At 63.5% G+C, this 18789-nt stretch carries 17 protein-coding genes; 8 read left to right on the top strand and 9 right to left on the bottom strand.

Annotated features, from left to right (window positions below; all coding sequences use genetic code 11):
- Positions 1 to 25 precede the first annotated feature (25 nt).
- The 3 genes from iorA (at position 26) to PLN84_RS04435 (ending at position 3982) form a co-directional block, all read left to right on the top strand.
- Positions 26 to 1795: an indolepyruvate ferredoxin oxidoreductase subunit alpha gene (gene iorA / locus PLN84_RS04445; protein WP_292384939.1), complete on the top strand. Its 1770-nt coding sequence runs from the start codon at positions 26 to 28 to the stop codon at positions 1793 to 1795.
- Positions 1792 to 2388 (top strand): indolepyruvate oxidoreductase subunit beta, encoded by a 597-nt coding sequence (locus PLN84_RS04440; protein ID WP_292384942.1) that lies wholly within the window; start codon positions 1792 to 1794, stop codon positions 2386 to 2388. Before iorA ends, PLN84_RS04440 begins: the two co-directional genes overlap by 4 nt.
- A 73-nt stretch (positions 2389 to 2461) precedes the next feature.
- Positions 2462 to 3982: a methyltransferase domain-containing protein gene (locus tag PLN84_RS04435; RefSeq protein WP_292384944.1), complete on the top strand. Its 1521-nt coding sequence runs from the start codon at positions 2462 to 2464 to the stop codon at positions 3980 to 3982.
- A gap of 37 nt (positions 3983 to 4019) precedes the next feature.
- On the opposite strand, the gene PLN84_RS04430 is transcribed toward PLN84_RS04435, so the two are convergent.
- A complete protein-coding gene (locus PLN84_RS04430; RefSeq protein ID WP_292384946.1) occupies positions 4020 to 5003 on the bottom strand; it encodes a hypothetical protein in 984 nt (327 codons plus the stop codon).
- Positions 5004 to 5173: 170 nt separating this feature from the next.
- Entirely contained in the window at positions 5174 to 5806 is a 633-nt protein-coding gene (locus tag PLN84_RS04425) for a hypothetical protein (RefSeq protein ID WP_292384948.1), read from the bottom strand.
- A 230-nt stretch (positions 5807 to 6036) separates the two neighbouring features.
- On the opposite strand from PLN84_RS04425, the gene PLN84_RS04420 reads away from it, so the two are divergent.
- The gene (locus PLN84_RS04420; RefSeq protein WP_292384949.1) at positions 6037 to 6450 is read left to right on the top strand and encodes a hypothetical protein; all 414 of its coding nucleotides are present in this window, start codon (positions 6037 to 6039) and stop codon (positions 6448 to 6450) included.
- A 22-nt stretch (positions 6451 to 6472) separates the two neighbouring features.
- Here the strand turns inward: PLN84_RS04420 and PLN84_RS04415 are convergent, their stop codons facing one another.
- On the bottom strand, positions 6473 to 8896 hold the full coding sequence (locus tag PLN84_RS04415) for a DNA-directed DNA polymerase (protein ID WP_292385256.1): 2424 nt from the start codon (positions 8894 to 8896) through the stop codon (positions 6473 to 6475).
- Between the two features lie 19 nt (positions 8897 to 8915).
- On the bottom strand, positions 8916 to 9782 hold the full coding sequence (locus PLN84_RS04410) for a lactate dehydrogenase (protein WP_292384951.1): 867 nt from the start codon (positions 9780 to 9782) through the stop codon (positions 8916 to 8918).
- Positions 9783 to 9986: 204 nt separating this feature from the next.
- Here PLN84_RS04410 and PLN84_RS04405 point away from each other — a divergent pair, with 204 nt between their 5' ends.
- Entirely contained in the window at positions 9987 to 10874 is an 888-nt protein-coding gene (locus tag PLN84_RS04405) for a dihydroorotate dehydrogenase (RefSeq protein ID WP_292384953.1), read from the top strand.
- On the top strand, positions 10867 to 11631 hold the full coding sequence (locus tag PLN84_RS04400; RefSeq protein WP_292384955.1) for a dihydroorotate dehydrogenase electron transfer subunit: 765 nt from the start codon (positions 10867 to 10869) through the stop codon (positions 11629 to 11631). Before PLN84_RS04405 ends, PLN84_RS04400 begins: the two co-directional genes overlap by 8 nt.
- A gap of 18 nt (positions 11632 to 11649) precedes the next feature.
- On the opposite strand, the gene PLN84_RS04395 is transcribed toward PLN84_RS04400, so the two are convergent.
- The 5 genes from PLN84_RS04395 to PLN84_RS04375 form a co-directional block, all read right to left on the bottom strand.
- Entirely contained in the window at positions 11650 to 12885 is a 1236-nt protein-coding gene (locus PLN84_RS04395; protein ID WP_299952530.1) for a WD40 repeat domain-containing protein, read from the bottom strand.
- Between the two features lie 197 nt (positions 12886 to 13082).
- Complete coding sequence (locus tag PLN84_RS04390) at positions 13083 to 13718, bottom strand: molybdenum cofactor guanylyltransferase (RefSeq protein WP_292384959.1); 636 nt, start codon at positions 13716 to 13718, stop codon at positions 13083 to 13085.
- A 16-nt stretch (positions 13719 to 13734) separates the two neighbouring features.
- Positions 13735 to 14646 carry a ketopantoate reductase family protein gene (locus PLN84_RS04385; RefSeq protein ID WP_292384961.1) on the bottom strand — a complete coding sequence of 304 codons (912 nt, stop codon included), beginning with the start codon at positions 14644 to 14646 and terminating at the stop codon, positions 13735 to 13737.
- A gap of 21 nt (positions 14647 to 14667) precedes the next feature.
- The gene (locus PLN84_RS04380) at positions 14668 to 15138 is read right to left on the bottom strand and encodes a methylated-DNA--[protein]-cysteine S-methyltransferase (RefSeq protein ID WP_292384962.1); all 471 of its coding nucleotides are present in this window, start codon (positions 15136 to 15138) and stop codon (positions 14668 to 14670) included.
- Positions 15126 to 17138, bottom strand: a complete 2013-nt coding sequence (locus PLN84_RS04375) for an ATP-dependent DNA helicase (RefSeq protein ID WP_292385258.1) — start codon at positions 17136 to 17138, stop codon at positions 15126 to 15128. Before PLN84_RS04375 ends, PLN84_RS04380 begins: the two co-directional genes overlap by 13 nt.
- Positions 17139 to 17413: 275 nt before the next feature.
- Here PLN84_RS04375 and PLN84_RS04370 point away from each other — a divergent pair, with 275 nt between their 5' ends.
- Positions 17414 to 17665 (top strand): DUF5654 family protein, encoded by a 252-nt coding sequence (locus PLN84_RS04370; RefSeq protein ID WP_292384964.1) that lies wholly within the window; start codon positions 17414 to 17416, stop codon positions 17663 to 17665.
- A 61-nt stretch (positions 17666 to 17726) separates the two neighbouring features.
- Positions 17727 to 18767 carry a magnesium/cobalt transporter CorA gene (corA, locus tag PLN84_RS04365; protein WP_292384966.1) on the top strand — a complete coding sequence of 347 codons (1041 nt, stop codon included), beginning with the start codon at positions 17727 to 17729 and terminating at the stop codon, positions 18765 to 18767.
- Positions 18768 to 18789: the final 22 nt, after the last annotated feature.

Here is an 18789-nt window from a genome sequence, read left to right as displayed (position 1 = left end):
GATAAAAGTACAGTTGAGTTGAACAATGGCTGTACGATACCTACTCGGAAATGAGGGCATCGCTCACGCATGCCTGGAGGCAAACATCGATTTTGCCAGCGGCTACCCGGGAACGCCGTCCTCTGAAGTGATCGATATCCTCCGGGTGCAGGAAGAGCGGCCCTTCACCGTGGAGTGGTCCACGAACGAGAAGGTCGCCTTCGAGAACGCCCTCGCCGCCGCCTGGTGCGGGGTGCGCGCACTCTGCACCATGAAGCACGTCGGGCTGAACGTGGCGGCCGACCCCCTGATGACGAGCGCATACACCGGGGTGACCGGCGGGCTCGTTATCCTCTCGGCCGACGACCCCTTCGCGCACAGTTCCCAGAACGAGCAGGATACCCGGCGTTATGCGCATTTCGCCCGACTCCCATGCCTTGATCCCTCATCGGTCCAGGAGGCGCACGATATGCTGCGGGACGCCTTCGCCCTCTCCGAGGAGTTCGGCCTCCCCGTCATCTTCCGGCCCACGACCCGGATCTGCCACTCAAAGGGCGACGTCGACATAGGCGTAGTCGGCACCGAGCACCGGACCGCCGTCTTCAACCGCGACCCGAAGCAGTACGTGGTCATCCCCGCGCACACGAGGGTGCTGCACAGGAAGCTGAACGAGAAGCAGCAGGCGCTGAAAGAACGGCTGGTCGAGCTCGGCTACAACCGCCACACAATCCGGGGCACGACCGCCGTCGTCACGAGCGGCGTCGCGGCCGCATACGTCCAGGAGGTCCTCCCCGACGACGTCTCGCTCGCGATCATCGGCGCCTACCCCATCGACGAGGAGTGGCTCAAATCCTTCGTCGACCGGCACGAGAAGGTCCTGGTCGTCGAGGAGCTCGCCCCGGTCGTCGAGGAGGCTGTCCGCCAGGTGGCGACGAAAACGGAGGTCCTCGGCAAGATGACCGGAACGGTCCCGTACGAAGGGGAGTTCACCCCGGCGACCGTCGCTGCCATCCTCGAGAGAGCAGGCATCGCCCCCACGGTAACCTTCCCCACACCCGCCCCGGTCCAGGGGGTGCCGCCCCGCCCGCCGATCCTCTGTGCAGGGTGCATGCACCGGCCGACGTTCTACGCGATGCGGAAGGTCTTCCGCGACGGCATCTTCCCGAGCGACATCGGGTGCTACACCCTCGGCCTCCAGCTCGGCGCGGTGGACACCACCATCTGCATGGGCGCCTCGATCACCGTCGGGAGCGGCATCGCCCGGTCGGGCGAGGAGCACCCGGTGGTCTGCACCATCGGCGACTCGACGTTCCTCCACACGGGAATGCCGGGGCTCTTAAACGCCGTTTACAACGGCGCCGATATGGTCGTCGTCATCCTCGACAACCGGATCACCGCCATGACCGGCCACCAGCCAAACCCCAACACCGGGCTGACGGCCGCAGGCGTCGAGAGCACCCCGATATCGCTCGACGCGATCTGCCGGTCGTGCGGGGTCTCGTGGGTCGAGACGGTCGACCCCTACGATCTCCCGGTCCTCCTCGACACGTTCCGGAAGGCAAAGGAGCGCAAAGGCGTCCGGGTCATCATCGCGAAGCAGCCCTGCGTCATCACCGCACGGCGGAGCGGGATCAAACGCAAGGTCTACGCGGTCGACCTGGAGCAGTGTACGGGCTGCGGGGTCTGCCGGTCGTTCGGCTGCCCGGCGATAGCGTTTGCCGGGAAGAACGCGACGATCACCGAGCTCTGCGCCGGGTGCGGCGTCTGCGCGGACATCTGTCCGTCAGGGGCCATCGGTATGGAGGGACGGCGATGAAACCCTCGTTCGATATCCTGATCGTCGGTATCGGCGGGCAGGGAACCGTCCTCGCCTCGAACGTCCTCGGCGAGGCGTGCATCCTCGAGAACCGGACCGTCCGGAGCGCTGAGACCCACGGCATGGCGCAGCGCGGCGGGTCGGTCGAGAGCCACATCCGGATCGACGGGAAGTTCGGGTCCCTGATCGCGCCGGGGACGGCTGATCTCCTCATCGCCTTCGACCTGCTCGAGGCCCTCCGCTACCGCCACTACCTGCCGGCCGCGGGAAGGCTCATCGTGAACCGGAACCAGGTCGTCCCCACATCGGTCTACCAGCAGAACCTGGACGTGCCCGACGAAGAGAGCATCCTCGCCGCGCTCGCCGATCTCGACGTCACCTGCATCGACGCCGCAGCCCTCGCGGAGGAGGCGGGGAGCATCCTCTCGCAGAACATCGTGATGCTCGGCGCCGCGTCCCGGTTCATCCCGCTCCGGCCCGAGACCCTCGACGAGGCGGTGCGGCGGTGCGTCCCGAAAAAGACCGTCGAGGTCAACGCCGCGGCCTTCCGGCTCGGCCGGGAAGCGGGAGAACGGGGCGCGGACACGCCCTGATCCCCGCTCTCCACCCATCACCGTTTTTCTCTCCCCGCAAACTGTATTACCCATCCTGCCGACCTGATACGCCATGAGCGAGCGGGATATCGTTGCAGCACTCACGAGCCGTGCAGGCGCAGAAGGGGAGTTCCGGCTCTCCGAACTGCAGAAAGACCTGGGAACCGGGCAATCGCTCGAGCGCCTTGCCGGGGAGATCCGCCCGCACCTCGACAGCCTCGGCCTCGCCATCAGGCCGGCCGGGGATGACTACGTCATCGGCCGCCGCCCGGACGGCGGGATCCTCGCGGTCGACGACGCCGGGCGAGAGCGCCAGCTCGCGTTCTTCCGGAACCCCGGTGTGCCCGGCTACATCCAGGAGCTGGTCGAGTCCTACATCGAAAAGAAGACCAGCAAGTCCTGGGACGACACTGCCGTCCTCGACCGGATGCGGAACGCCATCCTCGCCCAGAAGAGCCAGTACTGGAAGGAGAAGCAGGTGAGTTACCGGAAAGCCTACCCGGTCCTCGGGTATCTCGCCTACCACGCGCCGGTCTACCTGGTGCAGTTCGAGCACATCCTCTGGCAGATCATCAGCCGGGGGCTCGCAAAGCCCGAGATGCGCATCCTTGACCTCGGCACCGGGCCGGGGGTCGTCCCACTCGCCGTCATCGACCTCCTCGGAAGAATCGGAACGGGAGCGGCGGACATCTACGCCGTCGAACGCTCCGAAGAGCACTTCGAGGCCTACAACGCCCTCGTCCCGGCCGCAGCCGCGGCGCAGGGAGGTAGGGTGCGGGTGGAAAAACTCATCCGGGCGGATATCGGGACGCTCGCGGCAAAGGACCTGCCTGAGGGGATCGACCTCATGGTCTTCTCGAATGTCCTTGGCGAGCTCCGCCAGATGAGCATCGACCAGCGTGCCGACCTCGTCGACGCTCTCGCCGAACGGCTCGCCCCCGACGGGACGATCGTCATCGTGGAGCCCGCCGACCTCACCAACGCGACCGTGATGCGGCAGACCGTGCGCGCGATCGCAGACCGAGGGCTCACCGTCTTCAGCCCCTGCTCGTTCATCTGGGGCACGACCTGCAACCCCGCGCGGTGCTGGACCTTCGAGCAGAAGGGCGACATCCAGCCGACCCGGCTGATGGAGCGCCTTGCAGAGGGGAAAGACGGCTACCGGTTCATCAACGTCGACATCAAGTATGCCTCGACACTCCTGCGGAAGGATGCCTCGGTGCAGCACGCCTATCGGGTCCCGCCGGGAGCAAAGTTCGCCCGCCTCTCCCACCTCCGCCAGCACCGGGACAAGAAGATCAACGTCGTCGCCGCGCTGATGTCGGGGAACCTCGGCGATACCCGGACAAAGGTCTACAAGGTCTGCGACGGAACGCCCGCGGACCAGGTCTACGCCGTGGTCCCGGCGACCCTCCGCGGCACGAACCGCGACGCGCTCGAGGGTCCCGCCTACGGGGATATCGTCCGGCTCTACGGTGTCCTCGTCAGGTTCAACAAGGACCACAACTCCTACAACCTGGTTATTCTTCCCGGAACCCGGGTGGAACCGGTCGGGTCCCCGTCGGGAGAGGCTGCCGGGACCGGGGCCACGTAGGTTCCCGGCTCCCGCAGGCCCACCGGAGACTAAGGGGCTACGCCGCCCCTCCGCCCGCGCCGGGCTGGCTGACACCCCTGAGTGCATAAAGGATCCCCCCGTAGCCGAGGCTGACCGCGACGACCTGGACGAGCGCTCCGAGGAGCGGGATGAAGGTGAGGATCTGCAGGATCACAAACCCCAGGATGAAGATACCCATGGGTCCCGGCCTCCACCCCGTCCGCGAAGCGATGACGTCCCCAAGGGCGTATGCGACAAAGAGCGACGAGAGCAGGAGAGCGACGATGAAGAGGAGTCCCCCGACGAGCGCGATCGGGAGGCCTATCACGGTGATGGCGACGATCAGGAGGAGAATTGCCGTCACGATTATCGCGAGGAACCCGAGAACGGTCAGGACGACCGGGTTCTTCTCGACCTCCCCGACGATCGCCGCGAACGGGCCGGGGAGGAATTTGATGAGGAGGAGGCCGAGGATGAGGGCCCCGATCGCGGTGAGTACCGCAAAGAGGCCGGGCAGCGCCGGCCCGGGTTCCTGCTGCTCCTCAAACGTCACGTTTCCGGCCGTGCCGGTGTTGTTGAATGTCCCGGCCGAGACGGTAAGGTTGCCGAGGACCGATCCCTCGTTCACGACCTCGCCCGCGCTGATCACCGCGTCACGCTCTATGACGGCATCTTCCCCGATCCGAACCGTGCCCCCGGTGACGAGTGCGTTCGTCGCGTTTCCGTTCAGTTCAATTTCGCCACCAGCGGCGAGCACCTTCCCACCGACATCACCGTTGACTACCAGGGTGCCGCTCGCGGCGATGACGTCGCCGGCCACCGGGGCATCCACCGTCACCATGCCCCCGGCGACGGTCAGGCTGTCGACGGGGGCCCTGACGGTCACGGACCCACCCGAGGCGACCACGTCGTCGGGGATGGGGGTGTCAATCAACTGCTGGTCGGCGCTGAGGAAGGTGAGTGCATGTGCTCCGGAAGGGATGAGCAGCAGAGCAAGGATGAAGACTCCCAGGAATTTCATATAGCGACGATGTTTTTCTCCGAGAAAAAGGTTGGCGGCCGTGGAGAGAGGCAACGAAGAGGCGCCACTCCGGAGTCGCCAGGGGGGCCTGCGAGAAGGGGGATCACGCCGGACCGGACCCTGTCAGCGTGAAAACCCGGATCGACTTAAGCGCAGCGGGCCTCCGGCTTCTACACCCGGATCTCAAGGCGGCGCTTGAGTTCAGCGATCGCCTCGTCTTTCCCGGGAAGATCTGACTCCTGGAGTGAACTGATGTTCTCCTCGATAGACGTGGCGAGCCAATCGTTCGGGACGCCGGATGCCGGAAAGAGTTCCTGCCACTCGTCGGAACCGAACGGGATTACCTTGACCAGTTTCCCGAGAATGTTCCAATCGACGACCTTATAGTCCTCGCCGGTGCTGGTATCTGCGACCTGTATCGAGCGGTCCTCATTGCACCCGATGACCCGCCCGTGGATGACATAGACACTCACTTCATTTTTATCGGTGAAGGAGATCTGGACCACGTCACCCGGCTGCGGACTCTCGGGCACCATGTAGAGGACGATATCGCCCGGGTACATCAGGTCAGGTTCATAACGGTCTGCGATGCCGATATACCCGGTATCGGAGACATAGAGCCGGAGATACTCCTGGTAGAACTTCCGGACGATCCAGTAGACTGCTCCCGGGTGTGTCTCCGCCAGTTTCAGGAGGAGATTGTGGATAGCACTCGGGATGCTCTCCGGCCGCTCCAGCACCTCACGCGCCAGCCTCTCGTACGCTTCTACAACCCCGGCATCTGTCTGCATTATTTCTGCCATACTAACAAACCCCGCCGCATAGTACCGGTAGTAGCATAAAAGTGTTCCTTCGGATCTTCCGGTGCTCCGTCCATACCGACCACACCTTCACCTCGTGATCAGTCGGGGAGAAGAGAATTAAGAGAATCCACTGATAACCGCCACAGGACACCTGTTGCAGCACCGGGGAGGGAGAGAACTATAATACTTATATTCGACCATGACCATACAGTAAAGCAGAGGATATTGATATGGGTGGCATAAAGGATTCCACGTATCTGGATGTCAAGAAGACCCTTGCCCGGCGGTTCTCTTCCCGGGACGGGTGGCAGTGTGCATCGTCTCCCGCCGGGAGTGTTCAGCCGGAGTGCGTGCTCTCCCGCCGGGTCGCCGGCAGGACGGAGCGGGTGCTCGTGAACGTGAATATGGCCCCTGTGGTCCAGGCAGGTGCCGTCGAGGCGCTCCAGGCTGCTGCAAGCGCCGGCAGCGTCGATAAGGCGGTCCTGGTCGTACCCGGCGGGGCAGACGTCTCCCGGGTTCCGGCAGGGATTGATGTTATCGAGCTGGGTACCTGGCAGGTCGTCAGCGGCCGCATTGCCTGGTCAAAGAATATCGAACGCAGCGCCTTCCTCGAGGAAGAGCGTGTAAAAAGGGGTCTCGCGTAAGGCACCCCCTCAAAACCTTTTCTTATAATCCGAAATCAAAGAGCGTCGTCCGTGACGGATCGACGTCGTGCCAGTCCCACCCGAGCGGCTCGATGATCCGCGAGAGGGGACTCTTGAGTGTCTTTTCAAGCATCGTCTCCCAGTCGACGACGAACTCCGGCGGCACCTGGTCGGCGTACTCGAAGCAGATCACGTCCGTCCTCGGGTACTTCGCCGTGACGGCCTTAATGTAGACGCGCTTGGGCTTGCTGCCCCGCTTGAAGTCGGTCCCGAGATATCTGTTCGAGTACTTGGCGCCCCGGATATGGGCGTCGTCGTTCTCGTAACTATCCAGGTTCTTCCCGATCCCGCCGGGAATACCGGCTTCATCGAGAGGGTACTCCCCTCGACGGTACTTCCTGATGACGTCGCGGAGATACGCCTGCACGTCGCTGAATGCGTCCCCGCGGAGTATCATCTCGATGACGGTGCGCTGCACCTCCCGCGTGATCTGCGGCGAATCGCTCCGTCGGATCTCGAACCCGACGACATCGATCTCATCGACGTCCTTGCCCTCCTTCCAGACCAGATGCCCGGCGTAGCGCTTTTTCTTGCCTGCCTGGAAGAAACGGCGGTAGACCTTCTCGAACTTGATGGAGAAGTAGTGGGTATCGGCGTTCAACTCGGCCTTCGCGAAGTCGCTGTAACTCGCGTTCAACCGGGCTTCGATCGTCCTCGCCCTTGCGATCGTCTCCGAGAGATCTCCCGGCGGAACCTGCACCATGCACGAGTCAGTGTCCCCGTAGAGGACCGTGTAGCCGAGGTCGGTGATGATGTCGCGGGTGTGCCTGATGATTGCCCGCCCGACCGACGTGACGGCCGACCCGATCTCGCGGTCATAGAGCCTGAACCGGGTGTAACCCGATACCCCGTAGTAGGAGTTCATGATCACCTTCAGAACGTTCTGCTGGAGGTCGTAGAGGACGTACTCCGGCGACCCGAAGGGGAACTGGTTGCGCAGGCGCTTGCGCTCGTCGCGCTCCACGAGGAGTTCTGAAATGATGCTCCGGGTCAGTCCGTCCGGCTCCCGGGAGAACCGGACGCCGTTCGGCGCCCGGAGTTCGCCTTCCGGGTTCTTCGTCTCGGGCGAGGCGTTGATCGTCATCATCGCCATCGGGTAGAGTGATTTCAGGTCGAGGACCACCACGTTCTCCCGGAGGCCGGTGGCTGGCTCAAAGACGGTCGCCCCCTCAAACTCATCCCCGGCGGCGAGCCCCTTTGAGGGAAGGACGAATGTGCCCCACGCTTTTCGAAGGACATAGATATCGATGACGTTCGACGAGTTCAGCGTCCGGTCGAGCGGGCACCCGACGTACCGGGAGATCTCCCGGTAGAACTCGATAATGTTGTTCTTTTTATCGATCCCGACGCAGAGTTCGACATCCCGGCAGTTGTACTCCACAAGCCGTGCGGGGTCGGACCGCCAGAGCGCCGTGATCGTCCCGCTGTAGCGGACCTTCGTCACGCCGAGTTCCTCCTCGGCGATCGCATCAAGCCGGTAGGACTCCTTCTGGGCCTGGTGCATCTTCCGGTAGGCGGAAAGAAGGTCGAAGAGTGCCCGTCCACGGATGGCGTCTCGTTCGGTCTGCCCCGGGAGGCGCGCGAGGTCCTCGGTTCGGAGGCCGATCGCTGCCATCCGTTTCAGGATATACGGAATGTCGAACTCCACAAAGTTCCAGCCCGAGAGGATGTCCGGGTCGCGCTCCCTGATGTAGGCAACAAGCCCGCGGAGCATCGAGACCTCATCGGGGTAGCGGACGACCCGGTGCTGCTCATGAACGCGGAGCGCAGGGTCGTCGACGGGCGCATCGCCCGGCACCCCGCCAGGCTGCCAGAGGAGGGTCGTGTAGTCGTCATCGAACGAGTCCCAGCAGGTGACGCAGATGATCGGGTCGCGTTCGGGCTCGGGGAACCCCTGCTCGTCCACGCACTCGATATCCATGATGCAGGTGCGCGCGGGAGCCGCGACGCTGGACGGTGCGAGTTCGCGGTAGTCGACCACGGAGGTCCCCGCGGGAAGTTCCACGCCGGCGGAGAGGCCGCAGTCTATCATGAATCGGGTGGCGAACGGAATATCGGCCTCGTAGTGCTCGCTAAATAGATTGCGGACGTCACGGACATCGCCGGGGCGCCGGGTGTAAAGGCGCCGGAGCGGCTCGCCGCGGATGGAGCGGTAGGTCGTGCCGGGCTCCAGATCGACCTCACGCGGGAGGGGGGCAGCGTCCGCCAGGCTTGCCGGCACGTAGAAGTAGGGTCGGAACCCGGTCACATCGACCCGGACCGCTCGCCCGGAGGCGTCACGGCCGAATATATGGATGACCGGGATCTCGGCCCCGACGCTATACTCCACCTGGTGGATGCCGATCCGGGCCTTTCTGAAATCGTCCAGGGTAGCCGCGGTGCTCATGCGTGATCCCGGCACCTGATCAGCCATCGAATCTCCTGCAGAGGTCCTGCACGAACGCTCCCGCCTTCGCCATCCTCGCATCCTCCCACGGATCGAGGTCCCATTCCTCGATGCCGAGGATGCCTTCCCGGCCGATCCGGGCAGGGACGCCGAGCGAGCAGCCCGAGAGACCGTATTCACCGTCAAGCACGCATGAGCAGGGGAGTACCTCCCGCCGGTCGTCGAGAACCGCGCGTATCAGCATGGCTATGTGGTACGCGGGACCGAAGACCGTGCCCCCCTTGCCGCGGATCACCTCCATGCTTGCCCCCTGCATCCGCGAAAGGATCGCTTCCCGCTGTTTTTGGCCGACAACCTCACCGGTCTTAGAGAAGAGCGGCACCTGGTGCTCGCCGTGCTCGCCAAGCACCCAGCCAGGCCCGGGGATTCCCGCATCCTTGAGGAAGCGAGTAAAGCGAGCGCTGTCGAGCTGGCCACCGAACCCGATGCACCGTTGCCGGTCGATGCCCATCATCTTCCAGAGGCCGTAGTTGTTTGCGTCCATGGGGTTCGTGACAGTGATGACGATCCCGTCAAATCCTCGCAGAAATTCGCTGCAGCGCTTCACCACGGGGATGTTGGCCTCGATGAGGTCGGCCCGGGTCTTTATGTCGGGCGTCCTCGGGGTGCCTGCTTCGAAGACGAAGATGTCAGCCTCCCGTATCGCCGCCGTATCGGTAGAGATCGTGACATCAATACCCGTGTGCTGCAGGTCAAGCACCTGTGCCCGGAGAATGGGCTCGTAGACGTCGTAAACGATGATCTCATCGGCGAGACCGAGCGCGGCGGAGAGGAACGCTGTCTCGCCCCCCACCTTTCCTACACCTAAGATTGCGAGCGAGGTCATAGTATCGGTCCTGATTCTCTATATCGGCAGAGATTGTGCGCGCAAAGAAGCCCCGCTTCACGGAGAATAACGATCCGGCAGGGGAAAGGGACGTCTTACCGCCTTCCATACCGGGATCCGGGCTCCGGAGAGCGAATCTCAATCGTCCCTTGCTAGTACACTTGGCGCGAGAGTATAATAATACCCTCCTCCCACCTATTTTCAATGGTTGCGCTTTATCCAGGCCCCATTGAGGTCGGTGGCATCCAGTTGAAGAATCATCTTCTCCTGGCAGCCGGCATCCTCGGAACCACCGGGGCATCGCTCGCCCGCGTCCTCGCAAGCGGTGCAGGCGGAGTGGTCACGAAATCCATCGGGCCGAGCCCGAAAGAGGGGCATCCGGGCCCCTGCCTGATCGTCGTCGACGGCGGTATCATCAACGCCATGGGCCTGCCGAACCCCTCGGCCGCATTCGTGGAGGAACTGGCTGTCCTGCAGGACGAACCGGTTGTCGTGAGCATCTTCGGGGGGACGCCCGAGGAGTTCCGGACCGTCGCCGGGTGGTTTGCCGGGACGGCATCCGGGCTCGAGCTGAACCTCTCCTGCCCCCACGCAGAGGGCTACGGGGCGGCGATCGGGAGCGATCCGGCTCTCGTGGAGGAGTGCACGAGGGCGGCAGCCTCCCTCGGGATCCCCACCTGGGTGAAGCTCACCCCGAACGTCGCCAATATCGGTGATATCGGGGCCGCCGCGGAACGCGGCGGAGCGTCGGCGGTCGTCGCCATCAACACGGTGAAAGCGATGCGGATCTCAACGGCCCTCCGCCGCCCGGTGCTCGGGAACCGTTTCGGCGGGCTCTCGGGGAAGGCGATCTTTCCCATCGCCGTCCGATGTGTCTATGACCTCTACGAGGCGTGTTCCATCCCGGTTATCGGGTGCGGCGGGGTCTCCACCGCCGACAACGTCGTCGAGATGATGATGGCAGGAGCAAGCGCCGTCGAGATCGGGAGTGCGGTCATCGACGACATCGGCATCTTCGCTGCGATCGCAAAAGACCTCTACAGCCCGGACGGCCTCGACGCGGGCGAGATCGTGGGGTGTGGCCATGCATGAGCAGATGCCCGTCGGGGTGACGATAACAGAGATCGTGGAGGAGACGCCGTCGATCAGGACGTTTGTCTTCGACCGCGAGATCGCTGCCCGGCCGGGGCAGTTCGTGATGGTCTGGGTGCCGGGTGTGGACGAGATCCCGATGGCCCTCTCCTCCCCGTCCTCGATCACCGTTCTCGAAGTCGGGGACGCGACCGCCGCCCTCTGTGCAATGCACGAGGGGGACCGGATCGGGATCCGCGGTCCCTACGGCAACGGGTTTACCGTCTCAGGGAGGACACTTGCCATCGGCGGCGGCGTCGGGGCCTCCCCGCTGCTGCCGCTTGTCACGGCCGGCCAGGTGGACACCTTCCTCCTCGGCGCCCGGACGGCTTCCGAACTTCTCTTCGCCGATCGGATCCGGGAGGCCGCGACGCTGATGATCGCGACCGACGACGGCACCGCCGGTCACCACGGGTTCGTGACCCAGCTGATCTCAAGGGTTGACCTCACCGATTTCGCCCACATCTGCGTCTGCGGGCCTGAGGTCATGATGGCAGCGGTGCTCGCCGTCCTCGACCGGGAGGGGTGCGCCGAGCGGGGACAGTTCTCCCTCCACCGTTACATGAAGTGCGGTGTCGGCGTCTGCGGTTCGTGCTGCACCGACCCGCACGGCCTGCGGGTCTGCAGGGACGGGCCTGTCTTCTCAGGCGACGTCCTGCTCGATAGCGAGTTCGGGCATTACATGCGCGACGCGAGCGGGAGCAGGCACGGGGTCTAGGGCCCAAAAAAAAGGGATTCAGGCGAGGAAGCCTTCCTGGGGCTTAAAGAGGAGGGCCAGGACGTTCTCCACCCACCCAAGCACGAGCGAGGGTATCGAGTTGTCCTGCGTGTCCGGTTCCGCCGCTGCACCCATCCTGTCGTCTGCAGAGTACGGGGGAGCGGTCACATCGCCTGATACCCCGTCCAGCGGGTCGGTCTCGTTTACTGCAGTCTCCGTCGAATTCCCATTCTCGATGAAGGTCGCATCGTTCGTGAAGAGGCGGATGAACCGATCGTCGTCGCCGCCTCCGATAGTGAGGAACGAACCGTCAGGGGTCACAGCAACGGACTCCACACGGCCGTCGAGGGCGATCTGCTGGAGCTCGATCCCCGCTCGGTCGAGAACGAAGACAGTCCTGCCGGAGGCGGCGAAGATCTCGCTTGCCTCGTTTGTCAGGGCCGTCGAGCGGACGGCGTCTCCCGTGGGATATTTCCAGAGGTGCTCGCCCTCCCCCGTCGAGAGGTAGACGCATCGGTCAAGTGACCCGGCTGCCACGAACCACGCATCGGGGGTGAGGGCAATGCCTTCAACGCGCTTGCCGGTGCCGTAACTCCAGGACTCCCCTTCCCTGCTGTTAAGGTAGTAGACCCCGCCGTTGTCACAGCCGATCGCGATCTTACGGCCGTTCTCCGATATCGCGATTCCGTAACTGTCGGTTCCCATATCATAGTCCCAGAGCTGCTCCTGGTTCCGATCGAAGATGAAGATCGCACCGTTGTCGCATGTGGCAGCGATATACTCGCCGTCTGACGAGAGCGCCACATCGCGGTAGATAAAGGTCGTCTTCTCGGTCCAGAGCAGATTCCCATCTCTGTCAAAAAGGTAGAGTTTGTCTGCAGCGACGCCGACGTACGATCCTTCGGGCGATATCCCGACGCCGTTCACGCTGGAGCCGGCAGCGGCCTTCCAGAGAGTGGTGCCCTGCTGGTCCAGGAGGGATACCACCGACCCTGCACCTGCAACGATCGTAGAGCCGTCCTGCGAGATTGCCACAGAACTGACGGCGTCATTTGCTCCCACCTCCCAGAGGGGAAGGTATGCCCCCCCATCAGCGGAAGCAACCCCACACAGGAGGGCAGCAAGACAGCAGAACAGAATGAGCGATAGTGAGAACCGGCCGGTCCGAGAGCGGCGACGCCTGCAACAGGAATGCAGTGCTCCCACAATTCCGGGATCGCCCGGACTTGCAGCGGTAGAACTGGTAGAAGTCATTTCCCCCGATGGCATCAGGCCCTGACTTCTCGGAGAAGATATATAACGTTTGCGGAGGTCACACCGACCCAGTCCCCTGCACGGCTCGCCGGTTCCCCTCCTCTCCCCCTCCGGGGCAACACGGGACTGCCTGGCCCCGGAGATACCCTGTAAAACCTTTAGGGGGCCGGAAAGCCCGGGGTCCCTCTTCTGCCGGGCTACGACGACTCCTGGCCGGGTCCGCGCGCATCATCCCAGTCGGGCTCTGCCGGCGGGTCGATCAACTCAAGGTCTTTTAAATTATTGATATTCGTAAACGTCAGCAGGCCAGGATCGATCTCCCGGATCTTCTCCACACGAACATATCGGGTGTTGAGGCTTCTCACCATCGGGCGGAGCGAGAGCGACTCGTGCTCCTCTAGATAGTCGAGTAACGCCCCCCGCCGGTAGACCGCGTGGAGCGGCTCGAGCATATCGGCGTTCCAGCAGGGGATGGCGGCATCATACCCGACGGCGGCGTCAAAGAGCAGCCGGACCACTCCGGGGTGGATGCAGGGCATATCGCAGGCGGCAACGAAGAGATATTCGCCACGCACCGCGAGCGCTCCCGCGTGCAAGCCGCCAATGGGCCCGAGGTCCCTCCTGATGTCCGGTATACATCGGATCTCCCCGAGGTGATTGAACCGTTCGCACTGTCCCGGGTCCCGTGCGACCACCACAATCTCGTCCGCCACCCCCCGGAGGGTATCGATGAGACGGTCTATGAAGGTCTTTCCCCGGAAAGTGAAGAAGTACTTCTCCCGCCCGCCGGCACGCCGCGCCGCCCCACCTACAAGGATTACTGCCGACCGCATACTTCTCTCCCGACCGTCAGAGCCGCTCCCGGAAGCGGATCAGTTCGGTGATGCAGGCATTGCAGGGTGCGTCGATACCGTGCTTTTGGGCGAGCGCCACGACAGCACCGTTCATGAAGTCGATCTCGGTCTTCCGTCCGAGAGTGAGGTCCTGGAGCATCGACGAGTGATGGGCCGCCGTTGCCGGGAGTTGATCGGTTCGGAGATACTCCAGATACGCCGCCGGCGTCTTCCAGGAGAGGGCGATGTGCTCGGCCTCCGCCACCCGGTAGGCCTCCCGGACGATCGTGGTGACGACCGCCCAGGCATGCGGGTCGGTGAGGGCGCCGTAGGGGACGTTCATGAGGGTGCCGAGCGGGTTTAACGCACAGTTATAGAGGGTCTTTCCCCAGAGGGAGGTCTGGATCGCATCGGTCGCCTCCGCCTGGATACCGGCAGTTCGGAGAAGGTTCACGAGAACTTCGACTGCATCGTCCGCACCGGATGGGAACCGCCCCACTCTCATGGGCGACGCCTCCACCGAGACGTGGACCGCTGCATCGCCCCGCCACTCGAACCCGGTGATGATCATGGCGCCGATGACCCGGTCGGTGAACCGCCCGATGATCTCCTCGTTTCCGATGCCGTTCTGGAGACTCACCACCTCGCGCCCCGGGATATATTCGGCGAACTGGCGGCAGACGGCCTCCGTATCAGTGGACTTTGCGGTGATGATGTAGTAGTCGGCTTCTCGCCACGCGCGCGGGAGATCTTCGGAGCAACTGAAACGATACGCTCCTTGCCCCCATATACCGGTCATCAGGAAACCCCGTTCCCGCACCGCGTCCGCATGCCTCTTCCTCGCGACGGCATGAACATCCGCGACGCGGGATAACTTTGCGGCGACGGTCAGGCCGACCGCTCCCGCACCCAGGACGACGATCTTCATCTCAACTATAGTATGGTGAAGTTACCTGTTAACTCCTCCCTTTTCCGGCGTGCAGGGCCCGGACGTGCGGCCTTCCATGGCGAGGAGGGCCTCCTTGATCGCCGGATCCGGGGTGAACCCGCCGATACCGGTCTTCGCGACGACCCGGTGGCAGGGCACCACGAGCGGGGTGGGGTTCCTCGCCATCGCCGAACCGACCGCCCTGGGCACGGTTCCGACCATCCGGGCGACCTCGCCGTAGGTGACGGTCTCCCCGCAGGGAACCCCATGGACCGCGCGGTAGATCCGGGCGCTGGTCGATTCACCCTCGGTCGCGACACTCCGGAGGGAGGAGAGATCAGCCGGGCGGCCGGCACAGTAGCGCAGGATCTCTTCCGGGACCGGACCGTCGAGGCCCTCCCGGGCGAACCGCACCCGGTAGACGAGGTCGTCCTGCCATGCCACGTGGACATGCCAGAGGCCGAACCGACACGACCCGTTCACGATCGCCATCGTCCGGCCTCCTTCCGGAACTCTTCGACGGTAGAGACGGTCATCTCCTCCTGCATCCACGGCGGCAGCCCGGCATGGACCCGGGACTCGAGGAACCTTTTCTCGCCGAGGACGAGCATCCCCCGGTCTTCAGGTGTCCGGAGCACCCTCCCTAATGCCTGCAGGGCGCGGTTGATCGCCGGAAGAGTGTAACTGATGAACTCCCCCTCCTCGCCGAACTTCATCCTGAAGTAATCGATCACCATCTTGCGGACGCGGTTGAACGGCGCGAGCGGGAGACCGATGACGAGCGCTCCCGAGAGCATCTCGCCCCGGTAGTCGAGACCCTCGCTCCACTTGCCGCCGCAGACCGCAAAGAGGATGCCGGAGCGGCCCGTCCCGGGGAGGGCCATGAACTCTCGGAGCATCGTGGCTGACGCCGAGGTATCCTTGGACTCGATATAGATCTGTTTCTTCCGGATACGAGGAGCGCATCGTTCCGCGAAGGTGTTCAAGAGGTCGTAGGAGGGGAAGTAGATAGCAAGGTTCCCGGGGAGGGCTGCAAATGTGGTGATGTAGTCCTCCGTTCGCGCAAGGTTCCCGGGGTCCCGGCGCATCGAGTAGGCGGTGGTGATGTCGTTTGCGCAGAAGAGTCGACGGTTCTCCGGGGGGAAGGAGTTCGGGAGCGATACCGTGGTGACGTCAAGATCGCCGAAGTAGTAGCGGCGGTAACTCTCTATGGGGGAGAGCGTCCCGGAGATCAGGACAGCGCAGGCGTGCGCCCGGGCGATATCCTGGAGTTTGGTGCTCGGGTCGATGTTCCTCACCTCGAGCGCCACCGTGCCGTCGTCTCCCTTCCGGTAAATCGTCAGGTAGGCCGGGTCTGCTGCGGACCGGAAGATCCGGTAGAAGAACTCGGTCAGCCGTTCGATCGCGCTCTCCCTGAACTCGCCCGCCTGCATGTTCTTCTCGCGGATCCCCTCGCTGATCTTGAGGAGATCGTCCACGACCCCTTCCAGGTTCTGGTAGAGCGTGCCCGAGAGGATCATTCGCTGGAAGATGGTGGGGTCGAACCAGTCCTCAACCTCATGCGAGGCCTTGAGCGCCTCCATGAACCGGGTGATCTGCGGCAGGATCTGGGTGATGGCGTCCGCCTGCTGCTGCGACCGCCGGCGTCCGGCGAGTTCGTGCCCGGCCTGGATGATATCGCGCTCCTCGATCGTCACGCTCTCAATGCTCTGGACGACGTCGCCGCAGTTGTGGGCCTCGTCGATGAGCAGCAGAGTGTCGTGCCCCTCGATCCCGAGCGACTGGTAGAGCTGCTCGCGGATGACGTCGTCGAAGAGATGGTAGAAGTTCACGAGCACCACGTCGGCGTCTCGGGCGGCGTGCATCATCGTATCGTAGGGACAGATGTCGCCGCAGAACCCGGCGAGCTGGTCGGGCCAGATCAACTCGGTGCTCACCCGCTCCGCCCTGACGCGCAGGGCCGCCGACGGGATCATCTTCAGCCCCGCGTCCTCGGGCTCCACAAAGGACTTGCCGTGGATGAAGTAGGGGCAGATGAGCGGATGATCCGGGTCCATCTTCCGGATCTGCTGCCGGATCTGGCGATCGTTTGCCGGGACGAGCGCTCCCTTCTGCGCCCGTTCGCGCATTAGCGCCGTTGAAAAGGCCTTGACACCCTCGCACCGCCGGTAGACGTCCCCCTCGCCGCCGAGCGGGCACATGCTGGACTTGCCGATGAGGTAGGCGAACTTCAGGCCGCCGCGCTTCTTCCGGATGAGATCGAGCTCGCGCATGAACGTGGCAAGCTGGCTGATGGTGCGGACAGCGACGAGCACCTTGCGTCCCCGACTCTCTGCGAGGAGCGCGGAGACCACGCTCGACTTACCGCTCCCGGTCGGCGCATCGATCATGGCGATACCGCCGTCGCGTGCGACAGATGCGGCCAGTTCAAGCATCCCCCGCTGGCCAGATCGGTACTCCCGGTAGGGGAACCAGTCGTCGAGAGTATCCATTGCATACAGGTCGACGGCTGACATCAATGTAGTTTGGGTTCCCGGGGTGAAAGTGAAGGGGACCGGAAAGTTCTCATATGGCCACGCAACGCCAGGCGCAACACGTCATTGGACGGCACTCACCCGAAAACCCTCCCCCTCGACAACAACCGTACCTGCAACACCCTGGCAGCCGGCCGCCCTCCCGGAAGGGGCGTTCTTCCAATAGGATCCACAGGAGTCAATTTCAGAAACTATTATATATCGGCCAACATATCGCTCACTGGTGAGACTCTATGTCACTCAAGGCTGAGGTCATCGACAAAATATCGGCTCTTCTCACGGCCGCATTCGGCCTGGTCGCCGCTCTCGCATGGAACGGCGCCATTCAGGAACTTTTCGCGCTGATCTTCGGTGATCAGAGCACGCTCGTTGCAATGTTTGTGTATGCCGTCGTCGTGACGATCATCGCGGTGATCGCGGTCATCCTGATCGGCCGCGCCGCAGGGAAGGCAAAAGCAGAAGATGAGGCGGCGGCAAGGCGGTGAAACCCGGAAATTTCCCCCTTTTTGGCAACCATCTCCGACCCGAAAACCGACCTGATCTCCGATGAACCGGCTTGACGACCGACCAGAGGGGCTCATCTACACCGGCACTACTCGTGCGCGACCGGTCACCGTCACGGTCATCGACTACGACGAATCCCATCTCGACGAGCGGACCTGCACCCGGCCCGGGGACCTCCGGGCCCTCACCCTCCGCCCGACGGCGGTTACCTGGATCAACATCGACGGCGTCCACGAGACCGGGATGATCCAGGCAATCGGGGAGGCTGCCGGGATCCACCCGCTGACCCTGGAAGACATCACAAACACCCGCCAACGCCCGAAGGTCGAGGACTACAGCGAGTATCTCTACGTTGCAGTCCGGATGCTCGCTCCCGACGGCGACGGTGAGTTCTGGAGCGAACAGGTCAGCCTTGTGCTCGGGAAAGGGTACGTCGCATCGTTCCAGGAGCAGCCGGGGGATGCATTTGAGCGCATCCGGGAGCGCCTGCGTGCCGGGGCGGGACGGCTCAGGAGCGAGGGGGCGGATTACCTCTTCTACGTCCTGCTGGACACGATCGTCGACGGGTATTTTTCCGTGATCGAGGCATTCGGGGAACGCATCGAGGCGGTAGAGGAAGAGGTGGTGGCAGATCCCGACCACGAGACCCTGCAGGTGATCTACGCCTTAAAGCGGTCTCTGGTTGCTCTCCGGAGGGCGGTCTGGCCGCTCCGCGACATGGTGGCAGAACTCGAACGGGGAGAGTCCCCTCAGATCCGGGAACCGACACTCGTCTACTTCCGAGACGTCTACGACCACACCATAGAGGTCGCCGAGACCGTGGAGACTTACCGTGAGATGATGTCCGGGACCCTCGACGTCTACCTCTCAAGCCAGAGCAGCCGGATGAACGAGATCATGAAGGTCCTCACTATCATCGCCACCATCTTCATCCCGCTCACCTTCATCGCCGGGGTCTACGGCATGAACTTCGCGTACATGCCGGAGATCAGCCATCCCTGGGGCTACCCTCTAGCCCTCGCCTCGATGGCGGCCGTCGCGGGGGTGATGCTCCTCTACTTCAGGAAGAGAGGCTGGATCTGATCCGCAGAGGCCTCGGGGAGGG

The sequence above is a fragment of the Methanoculleus sp. genome (assembly GCF_035363275.1).
Taxonomy (GTDB): domain Archaea; phylum Halobacteriota; class Methanomicrobia; order Methanomicrobiales; family Methanoculleaceae; genus Methanoculleus.
This window is presented reverse-complemented; position numbering and strand designations above follow the sequence as displayed.

What these genes read in the sequence shown, in the direction of transcription:
- PLN84_RS04410 (WP_292384951.1), bottom strand. Translation starts at nt 9,782, where the DNA reads ATGACCTCGCTCGCAATCTTAGGTGTAGGAAAGGTGGGGGGCGAGACA.
- PLN84_RS04370 (WP_292384964.1), top strand. Translation starts at nt 17,414, where the DNA reads ATGTCACTCAAGGCTGAGGTCATCGACAAAATATCGGCTCTTCTCACG.
- PLN84_RS04425 (WP_292384948.1), bottom strand. Translation starts at nt 5,806, where the DNA reads ATGGCAGAAATAATGCAGACAGATGCCGGGGTTGTAGAAGCGTACGAG.
- iorA (WP_292384939.1), top strand. Translation starts at nt 26, where the DNA reads ATGGCTGTACGATACCTACTCGGAAATGAGGGCATCGCTCACGCATGC.
- PLN84_RS04435 (WP_292384944.1), top strand. Translation starts at nt 2,462, where the DNA reads ATGAGCGAGCGGGATATCGTTGCAGCACTCACGAGCCGTGCAGGCGCA.
- PLN84_RS04395 (WP_299952530.1), bottom strand. Translation starts at nt 12,885, where the DNA reads ATGACTTCTACCAGTTCTACCGCTGCAAGTCCGGGCGATCCCGGAATT.
- PLN84_RS04385 (WP_292384961.1), bottom strand. Translation starts at nt 14,646, where the DNA reads ATGAAGATCGTCGTCCTGGGTGCGGGAGCGGTCGGCCTGACCGTCGCC.
- PLN84_RS04420 (WP_292384949.1), top strand. Translation starts at nt 6,037, where the DNA reads ATGGGTGGCATAAAGGATTCCACGTATCTGGATGTCAAGAAGACCCTT.
- PLN84_RS04405 (WP_292384953.1), top strand. Translation starts at nt 9,987, where the DNA reads ATGGTTGCGCTTTATCCAGGCCCCATTGAGGTCGGTGGCATCCAGTTG.
- PLN84_RS04380 (WP_292384962.1), bottom strand. Translation starts at nt 15,138, where the DNA reads ATGGCGATCGTGAACGGGTCGTGTCGGTTCGGCCTCTGGCATGTCCAC.
- PLN84_RS04415 (WP_292385256.1), bottom strand. Translation starts at nt 8,896, where the DNA reads ATGAGCACCGCGGCTACCCTGGACGATTTCAGAAAGGCCCGGATCGGC.
- PLN84_RS04440 (WP_292384942.1), top strand. Translation starts at nt 1,792, where the DNA reads ATGAAACCCTCGTTCGATATCCTGATCGTCGGTATCGGCGGGCAGGGA.
- PLN84_RS04390 (WP_292384959.1), bottom strand. Translation starts at nt 13,718, where the DNA reads ATGCGGTCGGCAGTAATCCTTGTAGGTGGGGCGGCGCGGCGTGCCGGC.
- corA (WP_292384966.1), top strand. Translation starts at nt 17,727, where the DNA reads ATGAACCGGCTTGACGACCGACCAGAGGGGCTCATCTACACCGGCACT.
- PLN84_RS04375 (WP_292385258.1), bottom strand. Translation starts at nt 17,138, where the DNA reads ATGGATACTCTCGACGACTGGTTCCCCTACCGGGAGTACCGATCTGGC.
- PLN84_RS04430 (WP_292384946.1), bottom strand. Translation starts at nt 5,003, where the DNA reads ATGAAATTCCTGGGAGTCTTCATCCTTGCTCTGCTGCTCATCCCTTCC.
- PLN84_RS04400 (WP_292384955.1), top strand. Translation starts at nt 10,867, where the DNA reads ATGCATGAGCAGATGCCCGTCGGGGTGACGATAACAGAGATCGTGGAG.